We start from the raw sequence: 23,271 nt of genomic DNA, 5'->3' as shown, positions 1-23,271 counted from the left end.
GGTGGCGGGTGGCGTGGCATGGCATGGCAGGGCTTGGCATGGCATGTGTTTTTACTGAATCGTCGGTCAGTATCCGGAGTCGGCGAGAGTGCTGTCAATCGAACTGGTACTGAATGGTGGATCAGTTTGTGGCCGCGGTGATCGTTCGGCGGGGGAGGGGCGTCGGTCACATGTCCCGGGAGCGGGCACACAGGAGGCGCTCAGCGCGTTGTCAGTGGTGCCGCACATAATGGAAAACCTGATCGATCAATGGGAGGCGCCGTGTCGCGTTCGCTGACGTCACGTTCTCTGACTTCCGGGCTGCGCTCGCTCCAGCCCGATGCCTTTGGCGCCGAACCCACAGGGGCGCGTCTTGACCGGATCCGCCGGTCCCCGAACTTCGCGGACGGGTCCTTCCAGAACCCGGAGGGCGCTCGCGTCCGGCCCGACGGCTCGATGCTGGAGTTCGCGAAGAACTACTTCCGTAAGGAGGAGCGCGCCCGCCGCGCGCCCACGGGCACCGTCCCCGTGCACGCCACCACCCTCGCCGACCTGGCGAAGCCGCCGGTGAGCGGCCTGCGGATCACATGGATGGGGCACTCCAGCGTCCTCGCCGAGATCGACGGGGTGCGGGTGCTGTTCGACCCGGTGTGGGGCGAGCGCTGCTCACCGTTCGCCTTCGCGGGGCCCAAGCGGCTGCACCCGGCGCCGCTGCCGCTCGCCGCGCTGGGGCCGGTCGACGTGGTGGTGATCTCCCACGATCACTACGACCACCTGGACATGCCCACCATCAAGGCGCTCGCCCACACGGACACCGTGTTCGCGGTGCCGCTCGGCGTCGGCGCGCACCTGGAGCACTGGGGCGTGCCCGCGGACCGGCTGCGCGAGCTGGACTGGCACGAGTCGACGAAGGTCGCCGGGGTGACGCTGACCGCCACCCCCGCCCGCCACTTCTGCGGCCGCGGCCTGCGCAACACGCAGCACACCCTGTGGGCGTCGTGGGTGGTCGCCGGGTCCGAGCACAGCGTCTTCCACAGTGGCGACACCGGTTATTTCGCGGGGTTCAAGGACATCGGTGCCGAGCACGGACCGTTCGACGTGACGATGATCCAGATCGGCGCGTACTCGGAGTACTGGCCCGACATCCACATGACGCCGGAGGAGGGCATGCGCGCCCACCTCGATCTGCAGGGCGGACCCGCGGCCGGGCCGATGCTGCCGATCCACTGGGGGACGTTCAACCTCGCGCCGCACGCCTGGACCGAGCCCGGTGAGGGGACCGTCACCGCGGCCCGCCGGTCCGCCGCCCGCGTCGCGCTGCCGCGCCCCGGCGAGCCCTTCGAGCCGGGCGCCGAGGTGCTGCCCACGGAGCAGTGGTGGCGGCCGGTCGCGGCGGTCCCGCAGGGCGGGTGGCCGGTGGCCGGGCCCGTGGCGGGGGCGGACGACTCCGAGATCGTGGTCGCCGGGTAGGTCGGCCGTAGGCGATCGGTGGCTGGGTGTGGGCGGGCGCCCGGTGGGTCGGCTGCGGGTTCCGGTTCCGGCGAGCCGTCGTGGCTTACGCCGTGCGGCAGGCCCGCAGGACCGTGTCCCGGTGGTGGTGTGTGCCGGGCGGGGCCGGGGCGGTGCGCGGACGCGTCTCGTTGACCTCGATCTTCCAGGTGCGGTCGCCCTCGGCGTCGGCGTCGAGGAGTGCGGCGATGTCGTCGGCCCAGTAGTAGTCGGCGGGGTCGAATTCGGCGGTCGCCTCGGTGTGCTCCGTCAGGTCCGCCAGGGCGTGCGTGACGAAGAGCAGCGTGCCGCCGGGCGCGACGGCGTCGACGATCCCGCGCAGCGCCCGCAGTCCCGCGCTGCGCAGCAGCGGGAAGTACTGGAGGGTCACCAGGTCGAAGGCGCCCGCGGGCGGCGGCGTCACGGCCAGGTCGGCCCGCGCCCAGGAGACCCGGCCCGCCACGTCGGCGCCGGCCGCGGCCGCGCGGCGCAGGGCGACCTCGGAGACGTCGACCGCCGTGACCTGCCAGCCGCGCCGGGCCAGCCAGAGCGCGTCGCCGCCCTCGCCGCAGCCGACGTCGAGCGCCTGGCCGGGCGGCAGCTCGGCGGCCTCGGCGACGAGCACACCGTTCGGGTTACCGCTGAAGAGCTGGTCACGGCTGCGGTACCGCTCGTCCCACTCCTGGGCGGTGTCGGACTGGGCGGTGTCCGGTGGGGCGGTGTCCGGCTGGGCGGTGCCCTGCTGGGCGGTGCCTGATCGAGCGGCGTCGGACTGGGCGGCGTCCGACTGGAGGATGTCCCACGGAGAGGTGTCCGACTGAGGGATGCCCGACTGAGGAGTGTCGTACTGGGCGATGTCGTTGTCCATGGCGTCCGGTCCTGTCTCTCGTCCGTTCGACGGTGACCCCGTCGACGCCAAGGTCGCGCCACGCGTGCGTACGGGCAAACTTCTTTGCAGAAAACGCAAAACGCGGGCACGGTGGACGGATGAGCGACGACGTCGACGGGGTGCTGGCCGGTGTCGGGCCGAGGCTGCGCGAGCTGCGCAAGCGCCGCGGCGCCACCCTGACGGCCCTGTCGGAGGCCACCGGAATCCCTATCAGCACCCTGTCCCGCCTCGAATCCGGGCATCGCAAGCCGGGACTCGAACTCCTGCTGCCGCTGGCCAGGGCCCACCAGGTGTCGATCGACGAACTGGTCGGCGCCCCCGCCGACCTCGACCCGCGCGTGCACCCGCAGCCGATCACGCGCAATGGCGTGACGATCGTGCCGCTGACCCGCAAGCCCGGCGGCCTGCAGGCGTTCAAGCAGATCCTGCCCGCGGGCCTCACCGACGGGCGGGAGCCCGAGCCGCGCTCGCACGAGGGCTACCACTGGCTGTACGTCCTCAAGGGGCGGCTGCGCCTCCTGCTCGGCGACCAGGACGTCGTCCTCACGGAGGGCGAGGCCGCCGAGTTCGACACCCACCTCCCGCACTGGTTCGGCAACGCCGACGACCGCGCCGTGGAATTCCTCAGCATCCTGGGGCCGCAGGGCGAGCGCATGCACATCAAGGCCCGCTTCCGGCCGGACGAAAGCTAGCCGTGCCGCGCGGGCGATGAGTTTCCTCGCCTGCCTCCGTCCTACCTGGTGAACATCAAAAACGCGGTGGCATCGGTGGCACGGGCTGAACACGCTGAACACGACCACCGGACCTGCTCCTGAAGAGGCGGTACCCGTGATGGACAAGCAATTCACCGCGACCCTGCGGAAGAGCCCGAACAAGGGCGGCTGGATCTACGTCGTGTGGCCCGAGTCGGTGGAGTTCTTCGGCACCCGCGGTCTGGTGAAGGTCCGGGGCACGATCGACGGTCACCCGTTCCAGAGCTCGTTCATGGCCCTGGGGGACGGCACGCACAAGCTGCCGGTGAAGGCGGAGGTGCGCAAGGCGATCGGCAAGGACGAGGGGGACACCGTGACGGTCCGGCTGGAGGAGCGGCTCGGGCACTGAGCGGCCGGCGTGTGTCGCCGGGAACCGCCCGGCGACCCTTAGAGGTCATCTCATTTGGTGTGGACGATAGTCTGGTGTCGTGTTGCTGACTGAACGTCTGGTCCCTGATGGACTGTGGGAGTTGTTCCAGCGGGTGGTGCCAGAGGCCCCGACACGGCCGCAAGGCGGTGGCCGACGTCGCCACGGAGATCGTGAGGTGCTGGCGGCGATTGTCTTCGTGGCGACGACCGGATGTACGTGGTCGCAGGTCCCGCCGGTCTTCGGGCCGTCCGGAGCAACGGCCCATCGCCGGTTCATGGAGTGGAGCCGACAGCGGGTCTGGGCGAAGCTGCACCGGCTGGTCCTTGATGAGCTCGGTTCCCGCGGGGAGTTGGACTGGTCGCGGTGCGCGATCGACTCGGTGAACATGCGGGCCCTGAAAAAGGGGATCTGACAGGTCCGAATCCTGTGGATCGTGGCAAGTACGGATCGAAGATCCACTTGGTCACGGACCGGACAGGATTGCCGCTTTCCGTCGGCATCTCCGGCGCCAACCTGCACGACAGCCAGGCACTGGAACCTTTGGTGCGTGGCATCCCGCCGATCAGATCCCGGCGCGGACCCCAGCGCAGGCGTCCTGCCAAGCTCCATGCCGACAAGGCATACGACAACCGTCACCTGCGGCGATGGCTCCGGTTACGCCACATCACACCGCGGATCGCTCGCAAGGGAGTCGAGACGTCACAGAAGCTGGGCCGACACCGCTGGACCATCGAGCGCACCATGGCCTGGCTCGCCGGCTGCCGCCGACTCCACCGCCGCTACGAGCGGCAAGCCATCCACTTCCTGGCCTTCACCAGCATCACCTGCACCCTCATCTGCTACCGCAGACTAACCAAATGAGATGGCCTCTTAGGCGAACACGCATGCGGACGCGTCCCGGGCGCGTATTCGCTCGCAGGTACGAACGCTCATACCAGAGCGGGACCTCGGCCGTCGGAGTTTGTCAACTGCCCCGCGCGTATATGCCGTTGGCGACTACCGTGTGTGCTCGCCGTGCGACGCCCGGTCGCGCTGCCTGCTGTCTCTCCAGCTGCCGAGCCACCCCTGAATTCATAGAACGAACTCATAGATCCGAGGACGAGGTCGCCGTATGTCCCAGCCCCGCCAGCCGGCCGCCCGCGCAGACCGCCGCGAAGGCGGTCGGCACGGCAGGCCGGCCGGACGGGCCGCGCCGCAGCCGACCGAGACCCACATACGTTCCCAACTCCTGCGCATCGCCGTCCTTCCGCCGCTCGCGGTGGCCCTCGGCGCGAGCGCGGCCGTGCTGTTCGTCCTCCAGCACACCGGGGTGCGGCCCAGCCCGACGCTGTGGGCGGTGCTCGGCGGGGCCTGCCTGGTGACGGTCGCGGGCATCGTGATCGCCGTCGTCGCCGCGCGGCGCGCCGCGGCCGTCGTACGCGACCGGGTGCTCGCGCTGCGCCAGAACACCGCGCACCGGCAGTCCGAACTGCGCGCCCTGGTCGAGCAGTTGCGCAAGGGCGAGGCTCCGCCGCCGCGCCGCGCACCCGCCGTCGGCGCCCCCGGAGGCGACGACTTCGACCGGCTCGGCGTCGACCTCGCGCGCGGCCACGACATCGCGGTGACCGCCGTCGTCCAGGCCACCCAGCTGTCCAGCCAGGCGGGCAGCCGGCAGAAGGTCGAGGTGTTCGTGAACCTCGCCCGGCGCCTGCAGTCGCTCGTGCACCGGGAGATCAGCCTGCTCGACGAGCTGGAGAACCAGGTCGAGGACCCCGACCTGCTCAAGGGCCTCTTCCACGTCGACCACATGGCCACCCGCACCCGTCGGCACGCCGAGAACCTCGCCGTGCTCGGCGGCGCCGTCTCGCGCCGCCAGTGGAGCCACCCCGTGTCCATGACCGAGGTGATGCGCTCCGCGATCGCCGAGGTCGAGCAGTACTCGCGGGTCAAACTCGTGCCGCCGATCGACGGCACACTGCGCGGGCACGCCGTCGCCGACTGCATCCACCTGCTGGCCGAACTCGTCGAGAACGCCACGGTGTTCTCCGCCCCGCACACCCAGGTCCTGCTCCGCGCCAACCAGGTGACCTCCGGGCTCGCCATCGAGGTGGAGGACCGCGGCCTCGGCATGCCGGTCACCGAGCAGAACAAGATGAACACGCTGCTCACCGACCCCGACCAGGTCAACGTGGCCAGCCTCCTCGCGGACGGCCGCATCGGTCTCTTCGTGGTCTCGCAGCTCGCGCGGCGGCACGGCATCACGGTGCGGCTCCAGACCAATATCTACGGGGGAGTGCAGGCGGTCCTCGTGCTGCCCCAGGACCTGCTCGGCGGCGACGGCGACACGGACGGTGCGGGCGTGCGCATCCCGCATGTGCGCAAGGCCGCAGCGGCGGCGACCGCGAACAGCGTGCTCGGCGGCGAGCCCGCCCCGTCGGCGAACGGCCACCGGGAGGGGCCACCGCCGCAGCCCGGCCCGGACACCAACGGCACGCGGCCCGCACCGGCCAACACCCCTGCCCCGGCGCCCCCTTCACCCGCCCCGCTCCACGGAGCCGTCTCCGTGGTCCCCCGACAGCCGCACCCGGGAACGCCTCCTACAGGCACGCCCACGGGTACGCCCCCTGCGGGCACGCCTACGGGCACCCCTCCCGCCGGCCCGCCGACCGACACGCCCGCCACGGACACACCTCCCGCCGGCACCCCGACGGGCCTGCCGACCAGGGGCGCACCCCTCAACGGCACCGGCACACCCACAGGAACGCCCCCCACCGGCACCGGTGCACCCACGGATACGCCCCCCAACGGCACACCACCCGCAACACCACCCGCCCCCTCCCGCCCCGGAACCCACGCCGCCCCCCTCCCGCAACGCGTCGTCGGCGACCCCCGCCCCACCCCCGCCGACGCCGTCCCCGGCATCCGCCCCGAGGCCCGCGAGGCCGCGGCCCACGCCGAGCCCCTGGTCGCCCGTCCCGAGGGAGCCGTGCGAGGCACCATGGGCCGGCCCCAACTGCCGCGCCGCAGGGCCCAGGAGCACATCGCCCCGCAACTGCGCGGTGGCCCCGTGCCGCGCCAGGAGGAGGCGGCCCCGTCCGTGCACGACCCCGGCCTCATGGCTGCCTTCCAGCGCGGCATCACGCTCGCCGAGTCGGCCGAACCACGTGCCCCCGGCGACGAGGGGCCGGACGCCCAGCAGGGGGAGCCGGGTCCGGACGACCGAGGCGGCGCCTCTGCATGACGACCGTGACGCCGCACACGCGCCCGCCCCCGCCCCCGCCCTCGTACACGTACGACACGCCACCACGCGCGCGTACCCACCCGAAAGCCCGCACCGCACCCGCACCCGCCCCAGCCGATCCCCCACCTCTTCGCACCACACCCAGCAGTCCACCAAGGAGTCGATCCCCTATGGCGAGCGATGTGCCGACGGGTCATGTGTCCGATCTCGACTGGCTGATGAGCGGCCTCGTCCAGCGCGTTCCCCACACCAACAGCGCCGTGCTGCTGTCCTCCGACGGCCTCGTCAAGTCCGTGCACGGGCTCGACGCCGACAGCGCCGACCACATGGCGGCCCTCGCCTCGGGCCTCTACTCGCTCGGCCGCAGCGCGGGCATCCGGTTCGCCGACGGCGGCGACGTACGGCAGGTGGTGGTGGAGCTCGACTCGGCGCTGCTGTTCGTGTCGACCGCGGGCTCCGGCACCTGCCTCGCTGTCCTCGCCGGGCGCGACGCGGACGCGGCCGTGCTCGGCTATGAGATGGCCATGCTCGTCAAGAGCGTGCGCCCCTACCTGGTGACCGCACCCCGGCAGCCCTCCGCCGAGCCCACGGCGATGAGGAATTGACGGTGGCGGCCCCGCAGGACGGGCCATGGCTGGACGGCGCCGCTGGCCGGCTCGTGCGTCCGTACGCGATCAGCAACGGACGCACCCGGCCGAGCACGTCGATGGATCTGCTCACCCATGTGATGGCCACCGGGGCGACCCCCCTCGGCTACCTGGGTCCGGAACACAGCCAGGCGCTCGACCTGTGTGCGCAGCCCACATCGGTCGCGGAGATCGCCGGTCATCTGAAGCTCCCGGCGGGCGTGACCAAGGTGCTCCTCTCCGACCTCGTCGACTGCCAAGCCATCACGACCAAGCCCCCCACGTTCCACGACAACCCCACTGACCGGTCCCTACTGGAGGCAGTGCTCGATGGACTACGACGCCAGCTCTGACCCTTTCCCCACCGCACTGAAGATCTTGGTCGCGGGCGGGTTCGGGGTCGGCAAGACGACCTTCGTAGGGGCCGTCAGCGAGATCGCTCCGCTCAGCACGGAAGAACTGCTCACCACGGTCAGCGCGGACACCGACAACCTCGACGGCATCGAGAACAAGGTCGAGACGACCGTCGCGATGGACTTCGGGCGGATCACCCTGGACCCGGAGCATGTGCTCTATCTGTTCGGCACGCCGGGCCAGGAGCGCTTCTGGTTCATGTGGGACGAGCTGTCAGAGGGCGCCCTCGGAGCGGTCATCCTCGCGGACACGCGCCGCCTGGAGGACTGCTTCGCCGCCGTCGACTTCTTCGAGGAGCGCGGCATGGGCTTCATCGTGGCGGTCAACGAGTTCGACGGCGGTTACCGCTACGAGGCCGAGGAGGTACGCGCCGCCATCGACCTGGACCCGGCGGTGCCGGTCGTGCGCTGCGACGCGCGCATTTCCAGCTCCGGCATCCAGACGCTGCTCACCCTCGTACGACACCTGCTGGCGCACGCACCCGCGACCGCCACGGGGTTCGGAGCCCACACGTGACGTACGACGCGACCAGGAGGCTGCTGCTGACCCCGCAGGACCGGGAGGGCGTCGAGCGGGCCCGCCGGTTGCGAAGGCTCGACCTGGGGCAGCGCGCCGAGCCGGTGTTCGACCGCTTCGCGGACCGGCTCGCGGAGGTGACGGGTGCGCCGTACGCCATGGTCAACTTCATTGACGAGAACCGGCAGTTCTTCGCGGGCCTGCACACCCCCGACGGCGACCACCGGGGCGGTGAACTGGGCGCGGTGGCCGCCTCGGCCGCCAAGTCGACGTCTACGGAAGGTGAAGTGGCGCGCTACATGGCGCGCGATCACGGTTACTGCCCACATGTAGTGGTGCGGCGCAAAGCACTCGTCCTTGAAGACGTGTGCGACTACCCGCGCTTCGCGGGCAACCCCGTAGTCGACGAAATCGGCATTCGCTCCTACTTGGGCGCGCCTTTGATCGACGAGCGCACGGGGCTCGCGCTCGGCACCGTGTGCGCAGTCGCGACCGAGCCCCGCCCGTGGGGACAGGCGGGGCTCGCGACCATCAAGTCGATGGCGGGTGAACTGATGGAACTGGTGCGGGGGCGGGGCGACCTGCTCGGCTAGGACCTGTCCTGTCGTCGAGGACCAGCCCTGTTGTTAAGGACCTGTCCTGTCGTCAAGGGCCTGTCCTGTCGTTGGATGAGGCCCTACACCGCACGGGCGTCCCGGCGCTGCTTGACGTAACCGCCCGCGGCCAGCGCGACCACCAGGATCGCGGAGACGAACAGCTGGTTGCGGCCGTCGGCGGTGCTGGCCATGACCACGAAGACGCCCGCGATCGCCGCCAGGGCGAGCCACGTCAGATACGGGAAGCCCCACATCTTCACGGTGAGCAGCTCGGGCGACTCGCGCTCCAGGCGGCGGCGCATCTTCAGCTGCGCGAGGCAGATGAAGACCCAGCCGACGAGGATGGCGACACCGGTCGTGTTCATCAGCCAGGTGAACACGGTGTCGGGCCACCAGACGCCGGCGAACACCGCGAAGAAGCCGAACAGGCAGGACGCGAGCACCGCGGCCACCGGCACGCGGCGGTGCACCCGGCCCAGGAAGCGCGGGCCGAGGCCGCGCGAGACGAGCGAGTAGGCCATGCGGGACGAGCCGTAGATGTTGGCGTTCATCGCCGACAGCAGGGCGACGAGGATGACGACCTGCATGATGGTGCCGGCGGCCGGGATGCCGAACTCGTTGAGGACCGTGACGTACGGGCCGTCGGTGGCGACGTCCGGGTCGTTCCACGGCACCAGGGCGACGACGAGCGCCATGGACCCTACGTAGAAGAGCGCGATGCGCCACACGGCGGTGCGCACGGCGCGTGCCACGTTCTCGCGCGGCTTGTCGGACTCGGCGGCGGCGATGGACACCGTCTCCAGGCCGCCGTACGCGAAGACGGCGGTGAGCAGTCCGGCGATCAGGCCGGAGCTGCCGGTGGGGAAGAAGCCGCCCTGCCCGGTGAGGTTCGAGGCGCCGGGGGCGTCACCGAAGACGCCGAAGATGCCCAGGACGCCGAGGACCAGGAAGGCGCAGATCGCGGTGACCTTCAGGGCCGAGAAGAAGAACTCGAACTCGCCGAAGTTGCGCACGGCGGCCAGGTTGCTCAGGCAGAAGAACACCATGAAGACGGCGACCCACCCGTAGGCGGGCAGGAACGGCACCCAGCCGTGCATGATCTGCCCGGCCGCCGTCGCCTCCGCGGCCACGCCGCAGGTGAGCATGACCCAGTACATCCAGCCGGAGGTCGCCCCCGCCCAGGCGCCGAGCTCGCGCTCGGCGTGCACGGAGAACGAACCGGTGGCAGGACGCGCGGCGGACATCTCGCCGAGCATCCGCATCAGCAGCATGACCACGAACCCGGCGCCCGCGAAGAGCAGGACGACCGCGGGCCCCGCGGCGGCGATCCCGGCACCGGACCCTACGAAGAGGCCCGCGCCGATGACACCGCCGAGGGCGATCATCGAGAGGTGCCGCTGCTTGAGGCCGTGGCCGAGTTCCGTGCCGAGTTCGGTACCGGTGGAGGCGTCCTCGACGTCGCCCGGCGTGGCGCCGACGTCGGATCCGGCCTGCGGCCGGTCCGTGACGGAGGTCCGTGTCATGGTCGTGCCTGTTCGCTGTCTGAGACGGGTTGAAGTGCGGCGACAGTATGCGACCAAGTGGGAAGCGCTGCGTCATGCGTCCGTTATTCGGACACTCTGTTCGTTGGGCGGATCAACCGGCCGTTCGGGGCGTCTTCAACAGGCCCCCGAAGCGGCCTCAACACGTCAGCAGCATCATCAGGGCGATGGTCCCCGCGAGCGGCAGGATTCCGCCCGGGCTCTGACTCCTGTCCCTCGCGGCGAGGAACAACAGGATCTGCATGCTCGCCAGCACGGTCACGGTGACGCGCGCGCTCGACGGGCATCTGCAACATCGGCGGCACTCCGGGGCCCGGCCCGTATCCGTAGCCGTGCCCGTAGCGGGGCGCCTGTGCGTACCCGGGGCCTTGCCCGTAGCCGGGGCCGGGTGCCTGACCGTACGCCTGCGGCTGCCCCGGCGGGCCGAACTGCCCGTACGGCCCCGGGTTCTGGGGTGGCGGGCGGGCCTGTAGGAAACCTGGGGCGCCGCTTAAGAAAACCTCGATGGACCGAACGCGCCGCGTACGGAAGAGTCTGCGGTGTCGGCGGACCGCATACGGGACGTATCTGGATGTCTGCCGCGGCACACCCCACCACCCACTCTCCCTCGCACGGGGGCCGGTTCGCCCTGCCCGCGTGCGCGACGACAGGAGTCGAACCCTTGAAGGCACTGGTCAAGGAGAAGGCCGAACCGGGTCTGTGGCTGACGGACGTCCCCGAGCCCGGCGTCGGCCCGGGGGACGTACTGATCAAGGTCCTGCGCACCGGGATCTGCGGCACCGACCTGCACATCCGCAGCTGGGACGGCTGGGCGCAGTCGACCATCAGCGCGCCGCTGGTCGTGGGTCACGAGTTCGTCGGCGAGGTCGTCGGGACCGGCCGCGACGTGAGCGACATCGCCGTGGGCGACACGGTCAGCGGCGAGGGCCACCTGGTGTGCGGCAAGTGCCGCAACTGCCTTGCCGGGCGCCGCCACTTGTGCCGCGCGACGGTCGGCCTCGGCGTCGGCCGCGACGGCGCGTTCGCCGAGTACGTGGCGCTGCCCGCGTCGAACGTGTGGGTGCACCGCGTCCCCGTGGACCTCGATGTCGCCGCGATCTTCGACCCGTTCGGCAACGCCGTGCACACCGCCCTGTCCTTCCCGCTCGTCGGCGAGGACGTACTGATCACGGGAGCAGGGCCCATCGGCCTGATGGCGGCGGCCGTCGCCAAGCACGCCGGCGCCCGCAACGTCGTCGTGACCGACGTCAGCGAGGAGCGTCTGGCCCTTGCGCGGAAGGTGGGCGTGAGCCTCGCCCTGAACGTGGCGTCCTCGACCATCGCCGACGGCCAGCGCGAACTCGGCCTGCGCGAGGGCTTCGACGTGGGCCTGGAGATGTCCGGCAACCCCGTCGCGATGCGCGACATGCTGGCGAACATGACCCACGGCGGCAAGATCGCCATGCTCGGCCTGCCGTCCGAGGAGTTCGCCGTCGACTGGGCGCGGATCGTCACCTCGATGATCACCATCAAGGGCATCTACGGCCGCGAGATGTTCGAGACCTGGTACGCGATGTCGGTGCTCCTGGAGGGCGGCCTCGACCTGTCCCCGGTGATAACCGGCCGCTACGCCTACACCGACTTCGACGCGGCGTTCGAGGACGCGGCGAGCGGCAAGGGCGGCAAGGTCATCCTGGACTGGACCGCTTAATTTTCGGGCTCGCTCGCCTCCGGGGCGGCAAAGCCGGTGTCGAGACGCCGGCCGTGCTCGACCCTCCTTCGTCGGGCCTCCGCGCGCCCGGCATCTCGACACCGGCGCGCCCCTTCGGCTCGCTCGCCGTCGCCACACCGTGGAACGCCGCCAACGCCACCCGCATCCGTAAGGAAGACCCCATGTTCGACAACGTACGCGCCGACATCCAGGCCACCCTCGACGAGATCGCCGCCGCGGGCCTGCACAAGCCCGAGCGGGTCATCGGCACCCCGCAGTCCGCCACCGTCGCCGTCACGGCGGGGGGCCGACCCGGCGAGGTCCTCAATTTCTGCGCGAACAACTACCTGGGCCTCGCCGACCACCCCGACGTGATCGCGGCGGGCCACGCGGCCCTCGACCGCTGGGGCTACGGCATGGCGTCCGTCCGCTTCATCTGCGGCACGCAGGAGGTCCACAAGGAGCTGGAGGCCCGCCTCTCCGCCTTCCTCGGCCAGGAGGACACGATCCTGTACTCCTCCTGCTTCGACGCCAACGGCGGCGTCTTCGAGACCGTTCTCGGCCCGGAGGACACGGTCATCTCCGACGCCCTCAACCACGCGTCGATCATCGACGGCATCCGCCTGTCCAAGGCGAAGCGCTTCCGCTACGCCAACCGCGACATGGCCGACCTGGAAGCGCAGTTGAAGGCCGCGTCCGGCGCCCGCAGGAAGCTGATCGTCACCGACGGCGTCTTCTCCATGGACGGCTACGTGGCGCCGCTCGCCGACATCTGCGACCTCGCCGAGCGCTACGACGCCATGGTCATGGTCGACGACTCGCACGCGGTCGGCTTCGTCGGCCCCGGCGGCCGCGGCACCCCCGAGCTGCACGGCGTCATGGACCGCGTCGACATCATCACCGGCACCCTCGGCAAGGCCCTGGGCGGGGCGTCCGGCGGCTACGTCGCGGCGCGCGCGGAGATCGTCGCGCTGCTGCGCCAGCGCTCGCGCCCGTACCTGTTCTCGAACAGCCTCGCCCCGGTGATCGCCGCGGCCTCCCTGAAGGTCCTCGACCTCCTCGAATCGGCCGGTGACCTGCGCGAGCGCCTCGCGGCGAACACCAAGCTGTTCCGTACGCGGATGGCCGAGGAGGGCTTCGACATCCTCCCCGGCGACCACGCGATCGCCCCGGTGATGATCGGTGACGCCTCCGTCGCGGGCCGCATGGCCGAACTCCTCCTGGAGCGCGGCGTCTACGTGATCGGCTTCTCGTACCCGGTGGTGCCGCAGGGCCAGGCCCGCATCCGCGTCCAGCTGTCGGCGGCGCACTCCACGGAGGACGTGAACCGGGCGGTGGACGCGTTCGTGGCGGCGCGCGCCGAGCTGGGCTGACGCCGCCCGTGCGGGGAGTGCCAGTCGTGTTTGGGAGAATCACCGCATGATCGAAGCGCGGCGGCTGCACATCCTCCGTGCGGTGGCCGACCACCGCACCGTCACGGCTGCGGCCGCCGCGCTGTACCTGACCCCCTCGGCGGTCTCGCAGCAGCTCACGGCCCTTGAGCAGGAGACGGGCCACAAGCTGGTGGAGCGCGGCGCGCGCGGGGTCCGGCTGACGTCGGCCGGCGAGATCCTCCTCACCCACGCCAACGCGGTCCTCGCCCAGCTGGAGAGGGCCGAGGCCGAGCTGGCCGCGTACAGCACCGGTGAAGCGGGCACGGTGACGCTCGCCTCCTTCGCGACGGGCATCGGCCTCGTCGTGGGCCCCGCGCTCGCCCTCCTGGCGAAGGCCGTGCCCGGCATCCGCGTCCGCGTCCAGGACGCCGAGGGCGACGCCAGCCTGCCGATGCTGCTCGACCGGCGGATCGATGTGGCGGTCGCGGTCGACTACCGGGGCGCGCCGGGCGCCGACGACGACCGGATCACGCGCGTGCCGCTGTACGCGGAGCCGTTCGACGCGGTGCTGCCGGTCACGCACCGCCTCGCGGCCGCGGAGTGGGTGCCGGTCGCCGACCTCGCCAAGGACACGTGGATCGGCCCGTACCCCGGCAACCCCTGCCACGACGTGGTGGTCCTCGCCTGCGAACACGCCGGTTTCTCCCCGCAGTTCGAGCACTCGTCGGACGACTTCCGCGCCGTCGTCGCCCTCGCCTCCGCGGGCGCGGGCGTCGCGCTGGTCCCGCGCTCGGCCCTGCACGGCGTGGACCTGACCCAGGTGGTGGTCCGGCCGATCGACGGTGCGGCGCCGGCCCGGAAGGTGTTCGCGGCGGTACGGCACGGGGCGGAGGAGCATCCGCTGATCAGGCCGGTGCTTGAGGCGCTGGGGGAGGCGGCGGAGGGCTGAGATTGGGATCGGGGAGGGGGCCGAGGGGCCCGCTCGCGTAACACGGCTGTCTCATATCCGGGATATCGTGCCGAATATGAGACGCGAACGTGGTGCACCTCTGTCCTCGCCCCCGTCCCCGAGCGACGCCATCGACCCGACGCCGGACCCCGTGGACGCCCGACTCGGCGCCCGGCTCGCCGAGCTGAGGGCCGAACACGGCTGGTCCCTGGGCGAGTTGGCGGACCGCAGCGGCGTGAGCCGGTCCACCCTGTCGCGGGCCGAGCGCGCCGAGATCAGCCCGACCGCCGCCCTCCTCAACCGCCTCTGCGCGGTCTACGGACGGACCATGTCGCAGCTCCTGAGCGAGGTCGAATCGGCCCCCGCCCAGGTCGTGCGCGCCGCGGACCAGCCCGTCTGGCACGACGGCTCGACCGGCTTCACGCGTCGCTCCGTCTCCCCGCCACAGGCCGGACTGCGCGGCGAGGTGGTCGAGGGCACTCTCGAGCCGTACGCCGACATCGCCTACGACCGCCCGCCCGTCCCCGGCCTCGAACAGCACATCTGGGTGCTCGACGGCCTCCTCGACCTCACCGTCCAGGGCACGACACACCACCTGGAGGCGGGCGACTGCCTGCGCTTCCGCCTCTGGGGGCCGACCCACTTCCACTGCCCGGGCCCCGAACCCGTGCGCTACGCGCTGGTGGTGGTGCTCCCATGACACTCACCTGCATCCGCCTGAAGCCCTCGGAATTCCCCTCCTACGTAGATGAGTTGGGGTCCCTGCTTGCCGACGTCGTACAAGGGGGCAGCTCACTCGGCTTCCTCCACGGACTAACGCCCTACGAGGCGGCGACCTGGTGGCGCGACTACGTAGAACCCTCCGTGGAGCGCGGCAGCACGGCCGTGTGGGTGGCGATGGACACCGAAGGGACAGCGGCCCCGGCCCGCTGCGTCGGAACGATCTCGCTCGCCTTCACCGAGAAGCCCAACGGCCGCCACCGCGCCGAAGTGGTCAAGCTGATGGTGCACGAAAGCACCCGCGGCACCGGCCTCGGCCGCACCCTGCTGGCGACCGCGGAGCGCGCCGCGGCGGAGGCGGGCGTGACACTCCTGGTCCTCGACACGGAGACCGGCAGCCCGGCCGAGAACTTCTACCGCACGGCCGGCTGGGACGAGGTCGGCGTCATCCCGGACTACGCGGCCGACCCGGCAGGGGTGCTGCGCCCCACCACCCTGTTCTGCAAACGCCTCCCTGTTCTGTAAGCGACTGGAACGTTCTGTAAGCGACCGGAACCGCTCGTGCCGGTCGGTGATTGCCAGGAATGAGGGCCTACGGTGCGGGGGAGGTGCAGGCCAGCACGCATCCCCGTCCGCACTCGCACCCGCATCGCCCCGCCCCGTCCACAGGGCCGTACGGACTGTCCGAGAGGAAGCCGCCAGATGACCGCCACAGACCCGACGTACACGACGAGCGCGCTCAGCACCGGCGACGGCGCCGCCGTGGCCACGTACACCTGGCTGCCCGACGGCGGCAGGCCCCGCGCCTTCGTCCAGATCGCCCACGGCGCGGCCGAACACGGCCAGCGCTACGACCGCTTCGCCCGCCACCTGACCTCCCACGGCTACGCGGTCATCGCCTCCGACCACCGCGGCCACGGCGCCACCGCGCACTCCACGGGCGGCTACGGAGTCACCGACGACGCCGAGCCCGGGGCCGTCGACGCGTGGGTGTCGATCGTCGAGGACCTCAAGGCGATCGGTGACCAGGCGCGCGCCCTCCACCCGAACGTCCCGTTCGTACTCCTTGGCCACAGCCTCGGCTCGCTGCTCGCGCGCGACTACGCCCAGCGGTACGCGGACGACCTGGTGGCCCTGATCCTCTCCGGCACCTTCCGTTCGCTTCCCGGCGCGGACAACGAGGGCGACATCGCGGCCCTGGAGGCCGAGATCGAGGCCGGCGGCCGCGCCGCCACCTCGCCCTACGTGGGCAACCTCTTCTCCTCCTTCAACGACCCGTATGAGCACCGCACCGGCTTCGAATGGCTCTCGCGGGACGAGGCGGAGGTCGACAAGTACGTCGCCGACGAACGCTGCGGCTTCGACTTCTCGGCGGGCCTGTCCCTGGACTGGGTCCGCGCGGTGCGCCGCATCAACGACCCGGCGAACCTCGCCCGCATCCCAGCCGACCTGCCGATCCATGTCGTGGTCGGCACGGAGGACCCGTGCAACCAGCGCATGACACTGGTCCACGAACTCCTGGAGGACTTCCGCTACGTGGGCGTCACCGACCTCACCTGGAAGGGCTACGAGGGCGCCCGCCACGAGATCCTCAACGAGACGAACCGCGACGAGGTGCAGGACGACCTGGTGGCGTGGCTGGACAAGCGCGTGCCGTGACGGACTGCCGCGCACGGAATGCCTCCGTGACGGGTCGTCGCGACGGAACCGCCTGATTCGGGCGCCTGTTTCGGGCGGCTGTTTCGGGCGATTGTCAGTGGCGTTGGCTACGGTTCGTTGCATGCTGGACGCCGACGATGTACGCACCGTAGCCCTGTCCCTGCCGGACACGACCGAGAAGGTCGCCTGGAGCATGCCCACGTTCCGGGTCGCGGGGAAGATGTTCGCCACCGTGCCCGACGACGAGACATCGATAGCGGTGCGCTGCCCGAAGGAGGAGCGCGAAGAACTCGTCCTGGCCGAGCCGGACAAGTTCTGGGTCGCGGACCACGAGGCGTTCTCCGCATGGGTTCGGGTCCGCCTCGCGGCCCTGGAGGACACGGCCGAGCTGCGCGACATCCTCGCCGACTCCTGGCGCCAGGCGGCCCCGACCCGACTCCTGGACGCACACCCGGAGTTGGGCCTCCCGCGCGCGGGATAAAACCACGTGAGGTCCCGCACGTCCCCATGGCATGATCCGCTCGCGAGGGCGAGCCGCGCGCGTGCGGCGTGCCACGGGGCCGACGAACGGGGAACGTGGATGGCCGGCCGGGCGCTCGATGGCGAGGACGCCGAGGGCGCCGGGGGCGCGTCCCGACGCGGCATCTGGACCCGCGACTTCGGCCTCTTCTTCACCGCGAGAGGCGTTGCCAAGCTCGGCGACAGCATGCTGCCGGTGGCGCTCGCGGCGGGCCTCCTGCAATACGGCTACGGGGCGGGCGCGGTGGGCCTCGCCATGGCCTCCTCGGTGGCCTGCTTCGCCGGCCTGGTCATCTTCGGCGGGGTACTGGCGGACCGCTTCAACACCCGCCTGCTGATGACGGGCGCCGACCTCGCACGCCTGGTCACGCAGTCCCTGGCCGCCGTCATGTTCTTCACCGGCCATGTCGTGCTCTGGCAGATATGCGTCATCGGCGCGATCAACGGTCTGGCCGCGGCGATCTTCCAACCCGGCGTCGCCGGTACGGTGCCCCGCCTGGCATCCGACGTGCAGGCGGCGAACGGCGCGATACGCGTGGCGGAGTCCGGCGCCCAACTGGCGGGCCCGGCGGCCGCGGGCATGCTGGTCGCGCTGGCCTCCCCGGGCCTGGTCTTCGCGGCCCACGCGGGAACGTACGGGGTGAGCGCCCTGTGCCTGCTCCTGCTCCGCCTGCCACCGATGCCACGGGACACGGCGAAGCCGCACACCCAAGGCGCCCTCCACTCCCTCCACTCCCTCCACTCTTTCCGCTCCGAACTGGTGGAGGGCTGGCGGGAGTTCAGATCACGAAGATGGCTCTGGGGCGTGATCCTGGTCTGGTGCGTGCTGATGATCGGAGCGTCGGGCCCGGCCGTCCCCCTGGTCGCCGTACAGGTCACCCAGGAGCACGGCTCGACCGCGTACGGCCTGGTGAACTCGGCGCTCGGCGCGGGCACGGTCATCGGCGGCGTACTGGCCCTGCGCGTACGCCCGCGCCGGATGCTGCGCGCGGGCGGCCTGGCCCTGTTCGGCTTCGCCCTGTTCCCGGCGACGGTGGGCGCGGGTCTGGGGGTGCCGTGGATGATGGCGGGCTGCGCGGTGGCCGGGGCCGGCTCGTCGTTCTGGGGCGTGATGTGGGCGACGAGCGTCCAGACCCAGGTCCCGCGCGAGATCCTCAACCGCATCCACGCCTACGAGGTGGCCGGCTCCATCGCCATGCAGCCGGTGGGCCAGGCTCTGGCGGGCCCGGCGGCGGCCGCGTTCGGCACGCACCAGGTCCTGCTGGCGGGCGGAGTGGTCACGCTGATGGTGGCGACGACACTGATCTCGGTCCCGGCGATCAGCGGCCTGGTGCGAGCGGACGCACAGCCCGCTCATCTCCCCTTCCCTATGCCGGAGCAGCGGCAGAGGAGAGAGGCGCAGCGACGGAGGGGCCGGGAGTGACGGCAGAGGAGTCAGGTGCAACGGCGGAGGAGCCGGGAGTGACGGCAGAGGAGTCAGGTGTCGCAACAGAGGGGCCATGAGAGGAGTCACGGGGGCGAAGAAACCCACTGATCCGCTCCCGCAGCGCCCTCGCGTCGAGCCCATGCCCGGCGACATGCTCCTCGACGCTCCCGTACCGCCGCAGCTCCCGCCGCCCGACACCGAGCCCGAGCACCCGGTGCGGCACATCGGCGAGCGCGTCATTGGCGGCGCGGGTGGAGGTCCCGGCGAGATAGGGCTCGACGATCACGACATCAGCGCTGCCACTCGCATCCGCCGCCCGCCGCAGCCCAGCGTCATCAAAAGGCCGAACGGTGGTCGCGTAGAGAACACTGACATCAAGCCCTTCGGTGGCGGCAAGCACGTTGTCCAACATGGGCCCGACGGCAACGACGACTCCCCGCCGCCCTTCCCGCACGGACAAGAACCGCTCCCCGTCGACAGGCAGCGCCTCCCGATTGCTCTGCACCGAGAGCCGCACGTACTCCCGCGAGTCACTCACGCCGTCGCCACCGCCCCCGACGGCGTGCCGCAGCAGCGTCTCGGCCTCCTCGGGATGCCCCGGCACATGCACGCTCCACCCATCAAGGGTGTCGAGCAGCGCCACATCACCGGGAGCCATGTGCGTAAAGCCCCCGGAAGACACGTCGTACGACGCGCCGGCACTCACGAGCACGCCCCCGACCCCCTGATGCCCGAAGTCCAACTTCACCTGCTCAAAAGGCCGTTCCACGAGAAAACTCGCGAAGGTGTGCATCACAGGCCGCATCCCGGCGAGCGCAAGCCCCGCCCCGGCCCCGACGAGCAACTGCTCCCGGATCCCGACATTGATCACCCGCTCCGGATGCCGCCGAGCGGCCCCCGCAAAGGGCGCGGCCCCGATCTCGGCGAGCACGACGGCGACGCGGGAGTCTTCGTCGAGGATCTGGCTGAGGACGGGGGCGAAGCGATCACGCATGGTGTCCACGAGAGGGACTTCCTTCCGGAGGAGAGCAGTGGTGGGGAGGGGAGAGGTGGATAGGGAGAGAGGTGTAGCGGTGTCGATGGGGGATGGGGGGGATCACTCAAACTTCGGCTCGACGCGGGCGACGACGACGTGGGGACGCCCCGGATGCGGCGTGCTGAAGGCCTGGTACAGCGCCTCGTGATCGCGCCCGTCGACGGTCACGGTCGACCACCCGGCGGCCTCGAAGCGGGCGGCGATGCCGCCGGCCCTGCCGTAGGTGGCGGACAGGTTGTCGACGACGACGGTGTGCAGCCGCTCGAGTCCGACAGCCCCGGCGTAGGCGATGGCCTCGTGATTGCTGCCCTCGTCGAGCTCGGCGTCTCCGACCAGGGTCCAGACGGCCGGCTCGCTCAGCCCCTGGGCCCGCAGCCCGAGCGCGGTCCCGACGGCGATCGGCAGCCCGTGCCCCAAGGACCCGCTCCCGATCTCCACGCCGGGCACGAGCATCCGATCGGGGTGATGCCCGAGCCGCGACTCGTACGCCCCGAACCCGCTCAGCCACGCCTCGGGCAGGAACCCCTTGGCGACGAGCACGGCGTAGTACGCCATGGGCCCGTGCCCCTTGGACAACAGAAACCGATCCCGCCCGGCCTCCTCGACGCTCTCGGGCCGGACCCGCAGAACACGGTCGTAGAGCACCCACAACACGTCGAGGGTGGAGGTGGCGGCGGGCCCGTGCTTCTCGTCCCCGGTCATGCGACTCATGAGCCGGGACAGATCTTCGTAGCGATAGCCGTGGCGCCCGCCGGGGCCGGGGGTTCCGAGAGCTCCGTCGGCTCCGGGGGCGCTGCTGCCGATGTCATCCGCTGTGGTCGTCATGCAGGCAGCCTGCAACCTCAACTTTGCTTGAGGTCAACACCTCTGTTTGGCGCCGTGCCGGATCCCGCCCGCCCACCGGAAGGGATGCGCGACCACGGCTCCGAGTGCGGTATGGTTTCTCTGCGCGTTCGGCCAGGGGGAAACCCCAGGTCAACGAGCACCGGGACGTGGCGCAGCTTGGTAGCGCACTTGACTGGGGGTCAAGGGGTCGCAGGTTCAAATCCTGTCGTCCCGACAAGTTCGAACGATCGAACGTCGCAGGTGAAGGGCCGTTTTCGAACGGCCCTTTTTCTGTTGCTCCCACGCTCCTGCTGGGAGCGTGGCGAGTGGGAGCGGGCTCCCACTGTCCCCTTACCCGGTTACTCCCACTCGGGCCGATGCGCACATATTCGATTCCTTGCGCGCGTGTTCACATCCGAGCCCGGTTTGTTACCGGCGGCTCCCCGTCCTATGGGTGGCTTTCCGGGTATGTGCTTGCGCTCTTGCCGCTGGTGGGGCCGCTCCCAGTGGGAGTGGGGTCGGGAGCGGCGACACCATGGCTGGAATCCGGGTTATGGGGCCATGCGAAATTTTGACCCCAGTTCTGATTCCGGACGGGCGGTATGTGGCTTTTCGGCGGTGGCCGTTGGGGGCTGCATCGAGAGCTTGAACGTGGGTGGGAGCGGTTCGGTGAGGTTCGCCCGCGTTGAGTGCTCTTGGGGGTGTGCTGTTGCTGTGGTCTCCGCTCCCAGTGCGGGGTCTTCCGCGCCGGGGCCCGATGGTCGGCTTCACTGCTGTACGGGAGCGGCCTGGACACCTCGCCCGGCTCTGCGGGCACGATGCTCGGCGTGTCGCTCCGCACCGCAAGCGGAGGGTAATAACAAGCCCTTCGGAATGCCGTGTGGCAGTCGCCACGGGCTAGGGACTGTGTGAGGTCGTGATCGATATCGGGGTTCCGCTGCCGCCTCGGGACGGTTCACGGTAGAACGTCGGCGTGACGCGGCGACAGCTCAGCGATCACCAGTGGAAGCTCATCGAGCCGTACTTACCGGTGGGGCGAGTACGGCCCCTACCCGGTGCGACTGCGGGACCAGTTCGAGGGTGTGATCTGGCGTTTTCGGTCCGGTGCCCAATAGCGTGAGATGCCCGCGGAGTTCGGGCCCTGGCCCACCGTCTACGGCCGGTCCCGGGTCTGGCGGGGCGCCGGGGTCCTCACCGTCGCTGCTGGAGGGCCTGATAGCCGAGGCCGCCCGGTAGGGGAGAACGGACCCGTCGCTGGTCAGCGTGGACTCCACGACCGCCCACGCCCACCACGATGTCGCCGGAATGCATGTCGAACCCGAGATCCTGGGCCCTGGAGAAGGCCGTCAGGGCACTGGAACGGGCCCGGCAAAAGCGGGCACCGGGCGAGGGACAGAACGGGCAGAGCGCCGGAGGCGACCCCGCCCGACAAGAGCGGCGACACCTCCGGCGCAGACACAAAGCCCGCCTAAAGCAGGCCCTGCTCGGCCGGTCCAGAGGCGGACTGACCGGCAAGGTCCACCTCTCGCCTCCGACCGCAAGTGCCGTCCGCTGTCGATCATCCTGCCCGCCGGGCAGGCTGTCGACAGCCCGCAGTTCGTCCCTGTCCTGAGTAGGGTCCGCATCCGGCTGAACGTCGGCCGGCCCCGGACCATCAAGGCCGTCATCCCCGAGAAGAGGGACAAGGCCGCGAACAGCAGGAGGCGCGGCAGCCGACCCCTGATCTACGAGGCCGAGCTCTACAAGGACCGCAACACCGTCGAGCGTGATCAACAAACTCACAGCCTGGCGCAGCATCGACACCCGCTACGACAAGACCCCGAAAGCTACGACGCCGGCCTCCACCTCCGGGCCTCGATGATCTGGCTCAACGCCCTCACCTGGACAACAGAGTGATCACGACCTGACATAGTCCCTAGGACGACTCCCCCTCGCTGATGTCGATGTCGCCATTACGCGTCTGCACGTTCACGCTGTGGCTGCTCGTGTTGTCGTCCGCGACACCCACGGTGACGTCCCCCTTCTTCGCCGCCGTACGGACCGCGTATGCAGATGCAGGCAGGCCGAGTTGAACGTTGCCGTCCTGGCTCCGCACATCGACACGGTCGGGTACGGAGGTGAGGTCGAGGTCGGTGTCGCCGTTGCGCGAGACGACGCTCACAGAGTTCGCGGAGATCCCGTCGCCGTGCACGTCTCCGTCGCGTCCTTCCAGGTGGAGGGCGGCGCCGCCGAGGTTCGACAACTGCACGTCGCTGTTGCCGTACTCGGCCGTGACAGCGACATCGCGCGGCACCTTCACGGTGTACTTCGCATGGCAGTTGACGGAAACACCATCACAATCCACCGAGAGTGTGAGAATCCCGCCCTCGAACTGCCACCGGGCATCTATCTCACCGCCGACTTTCGTGCCGCTGACCCGGCGTTCCACTTCGATGTCGTCGACGTCGGAGGCGATGAGGTGGAGGTCGGCGGAGTCCGACTTCACGGACAGGCTGTCGCCGCTGAAGGCGAAGGACTTCGATTCAGGAGTGGTATTCGCCTGGTCGACATCCGGGTCGCAGGCGGTTGCTGCGAGAGCGAGGAAGGCGGCTGCGCCGAGGGCAAGGATCGTGCGTGTCCGGCTGTCGTTCATTGTTTCCGTTCCCAAGTGATTCAGTTGCATGTTCGGTCGTTGTCCCGGTTC

The 23,271-nt window shown here is 70.5% G+C and carries 22 protein-coding genes, 1 tRNA gene and 1 pseudogene; 19 read left to right on the top strand and 5 right to left on the bottom strand.

Annotated features, from left to right (window positions below; all coding sequences use genetic code 11):
• The first annotated feature begins 261 nt into the window (after positions 1-261).
• On the top strand, positions 262-1,449 hold the full coding sequence (locus ACOKM3_RS08905; RefSeq protein ID WP_426898656.1) for an MBL fold metallo-hydrolase: 1,188 nt from the start codon (positions 262-264) through the stop codon (positions 1,447-1,449).
• Between the two features lie 85 nt (positions 1,450-1,534).
• On the opposite strand, the gene ACOKM3_RS08900 is transcribed toward ACOKM3_RS08905, so the two are convergent.
• Positions 1,535-2,335 carry a class I SAM-dependent methyltransferase gene (locus ACOKM3_RS08900; protein ID WP_426898654.1) on the bottom strand — a complete coding sequence of 267 codons (801 nt, stop codon included), beginning with the start codon at positions 2,333-2,335 and terminating at the stop codon, positions 1,535-1,537.
• 119 nt (positions 2,336-2,454) lie between these two features.
• Between ACOKM3_RS08900 and ACOKM3_RS08895 the strand changes: the two genes are divergently transcribed.
• From ACOKM3_RS08895 to ACOKM3_RS08860, 8 genes are all read left to right on the top strand, one after another.
• Entirely contained in the window at positions 2,455-3,048 is a 594-nt protein-coding gene (locus ACOKM3_RS08895) for a helix-turn-helix domain-containing protein (protein ID WP_426898652.1), read from the top strand.
• A 139-nt stretch (positions 3,049-3,187) separates the two neighbouring features.
• Positions 3,188-3,457 (top strand): DUF1905 domain-containing protein, encoded by a 270-nt coding sequence (locus ACOKM3_RS08890; RefSeq protein ID WP_426898650.1) that lies wholly within the window; start codon positions 3,188-3,190, stop codon positions 3,455-3,457.
• 85 nt (positions 3,458-3,542) lie between these two features.
• Positions 3,543-4,339, top strand: a protein-coding gene (locus ACOKM3_RS08885) for an IS5 family transposase (protein WP_426906739.1) whose coding sequence is annotated in 2 segments (ribosomal slippage) — positions 3,543-3,875 and positions 3,878-4,339 — 795 coding nt in all. Because the reading frame shifts where the segments join, the coding sequence is not laid out codon by codon here.
• Positions 4,340-4,589: 250 nt separating this feature from the next.
• Positions 4,590-6,698 (top strand): sensor histidine kinase, encoded by a 2,109-nt coding sequence (locus ACOKM3_RS08880; protein ID WP_426898648.1) that lies wholly within the window; start codon positions 4,590-4,592, stop codon positions 6,696-6,698.
• A 170-nt stretch (positions 6,699-6,868) separates the two neighbouring features.
• Complete coding sequence (locus ACOKM3_RS08875; protein ID WP_266722430.1) at positions 6,869-7,303, top strand: roadblock/LC7 domain-containing protein; 435 nt, start codon at positions 6,869-6,871, stop codon at positions 7,301-7,303.
• A gap of 2 nt (positions 7,304-7,305) precedes the next feature.
• Positions 7,306-7,677: a DUF742 domain-containing protein gene (locus tag ACOKM3_RS08870; RefSeq protein WP_266722432.1), complete on the top strand. Its 372-nt coding sequence runs from the start codon at positions 7,306-7,308 to the stop codon at positions 7,675-7,677.
• Positions 7,655-8,254: a GTP-binding protein gene (locus ACOKM3_RS08865; protein ID WP_266722434.1), complete on the top strand. Its 600-nt coding sequence runs from the start codon at positions 7,655-7,657 to the stop codon at positions 8,252-8,254. The genes ACOKM3_RS08870 and ACOKM3_RS08865 overlap by 23 nt, the downstream gene beginning before the upstream one ends.
• Positions 8,251-8,847 (top strand): GAF domain-containing protein, encoded by a 597-nt coding sequence (locus ACOKM3_RS08860; protein ID WP_426898646.1) that lies wholly within the window; start codon positions 8,251-8,253, stop codon positions 8,845-8,847. The genes ACOKM3_RS08865 and ACOKM3_RS08860 overlap by 4 nt, the downstream gene beginning before the upstream one ends.
• A gap of 83 nt (positions 8,848-8,930) precedes the next feature.
• Here the strand turns inward: ACOKM3_RS08860 and ACOKM3_RS08855 are convergent, their stop codons facing one another.
• A complete protein-coding gene (locus ACOKM3_RS08855) occupies positions 8,931-10,373 on the bottom strand; it encodes an amino acid permease (protein ID WP_426898644.1) in 1,443 nt (480 codons plus the stop codon).
• Positions 10,374-11,052: 679 nt separating this feature from the next.
• On the opposite strand from ACOKM3_RS08855, the gene tdh reads away from it, so the two are divergent.
• From tdh to ACOKM3_RS08815, 8 genes are all read left to right on the top strand, one after another.
• A complete protein-coding gene (tdh, locus tag ACOKM3_RS08850; RefSeq protein WP_426898642.1) occupies positions 11,053-12,081 on the top strand; it encodes an L-threonine 3-dehydrogenase in 1,029 nt (342 codons plus the stop codon).
• A 182-nt stretch (positions 12,082-12,263) separates the two neighbouring features.
• Positions 12,264-13,454, top strand: a complete 1,191-nt coding sequence (locus tag ACOKM3_RS08845) for a glycine C-acetyltransferase (RefSeq protein WP_426906738.1) — start codon at positions 12,264-12,266, stop codon at positions 13,452-13,454.
• Positions 13,455-13,500: 46 nt separating this feature from the next.
• Positions 13,501-14,403, top strand: coding sequence for a LysR family transcriptional regulator (locus tag ACOKM3_RS08840; RefSeq protein WP_426898640.1), 903 nt, complete (start codon positions 13,501-13,503; stop codon positions 14,401-14,403).
• Positions 14,404-14,479: 76 nt separating this feature from the next.
• A complete protein-coding gene (locus ACOKM3_RS08835; protein ID WP_426898638.1) occupies positions 14,480-15,103 on the top strand; it encodes a helix-turn-helix domain-containing protein in 624 nt (207 codons plus the stop codon).
• Positions 15,100-15,648: a GNAT family N-acetyltransferase gene (locus ACOKM3_RS08830; protein WP_426898637.1), complete on the top strand. Its 549-nt coding sequence runs from the start codon at positions 15,100-15,102 to the stop codon at positions 15,646-15,648. The genes ACOKM3_RS08835 and ACOKM3_RS08830 overlap by 4 nt, the downstream gene beginning before the upstream one ends.
• A 177-nt stretch (positions 15,649-15,825) precedes the next feature.
• Positions 15,826-16,782, top strand: a complete 957-nt coding sequence (locus ACOKM3_RS08825) for an alpha/beta fold hydrolase (RefSeq protein ID WP_426898635.1) — start codon at positions 15,826-15,828, stop codon at positions 16,780-16,782.
• Between the two features lie 121 nt (positions 16,783-16,903).
• Positions 16,904-17,263 (top strand): MmcQ/YjbR family DNA-binding protein, encoded by a 360-nt coding sequence (locus ACOKM3_RS08820; RefSeq protein WP_426898633.1) that lies wholly within the window; start codon positions 16,904-16,906, stop codon positions 17,261-17,263.
• A 99-nt stretch (positions 17,264-17,362) separates the two neighbouring features.
• Complete coding sequence (locus ACOKM3_RS08815; RefSeq protein WP_426898632.1) at positions 17,363-18,724, top strand: MFS transporter; 1,362 nt, start codon at positions 17,363-17,365, stop codon at positions 18,722-18,724.
• Here ACOKM3_RS08815 and ACOKM3_RS08810 read toward each other — a convergent pair.
• Entirely contained in the window at positions 18,669-19,730 is a 1,062-nt protein-coding gene (locus tag ACOKM3_RS08810) for a transketolase family protein (RefSeq protein WP_426898630.1), read from the bottom strand. The two genes, ACOKM3_RS08815 and ACOKM3_RS08810, sit on opposite strands and share 56 nt — an antisense overlap.
• 93 nt (positions 19,731-19,823) lie before the next feature.
• Positions 19,824-20,474: a transketolase gene (locus ACOKM3_RS08805; protein WP_426906737.1), complete on the bottom strand. Its 651-nt coding sequence runs from the start codon at positions 20,472-20,474 to the stop codon at positions 19,824-19,826.
• Between the two features lie 275 nt (positions 20,475-20,749).
• On the opposite strand from ACOKM3_RS08805, the gene ACOKM3_RS08800 reads away from it, so the two are divergent.
• Positions 20,750-20,823: transfer RNA gene (locus ACOKM3_RS08800), tRNA-Pro, on the top strand.
• Between the two features lie 738 nt (positions 20,824-21,561).
• Positions 21,562-22,484 (top strand): annotated as a pseudogene (locus ACOKM3_RS08795) (transposase).
• A gap of 19 nt (positions 22,485-22,503) precedes the next feature.
• On the opposite strand, the gene ACOKM3_RS08790 reads toward ACOKM3_RS08795, so the two are convergent.
• Complete coding sequence (locus ACOKM3_RS08790) at positions 22,504-23,220, bottom strand: DUF4097 family beta strand repeat-containing protein (protein ID WP_426898628.1); 717 nt, start codon at positions 23,218-23,220, stop codon at positions 22,504-22,506.
• Positions 23,221-23,271: the final 51 nt, after the last annotated feature.

The organism is Streptomyces nidicola (assembly GCF_050106155.1).
Lineage (GTDB): Bacteria > Actinomycetota > Actinomycetes > Streptomycetales > Streptomycetaceae > Streptomyces.
This window is presented reverse-complemented; position numbering and strand designations above follow the sequence as displayed.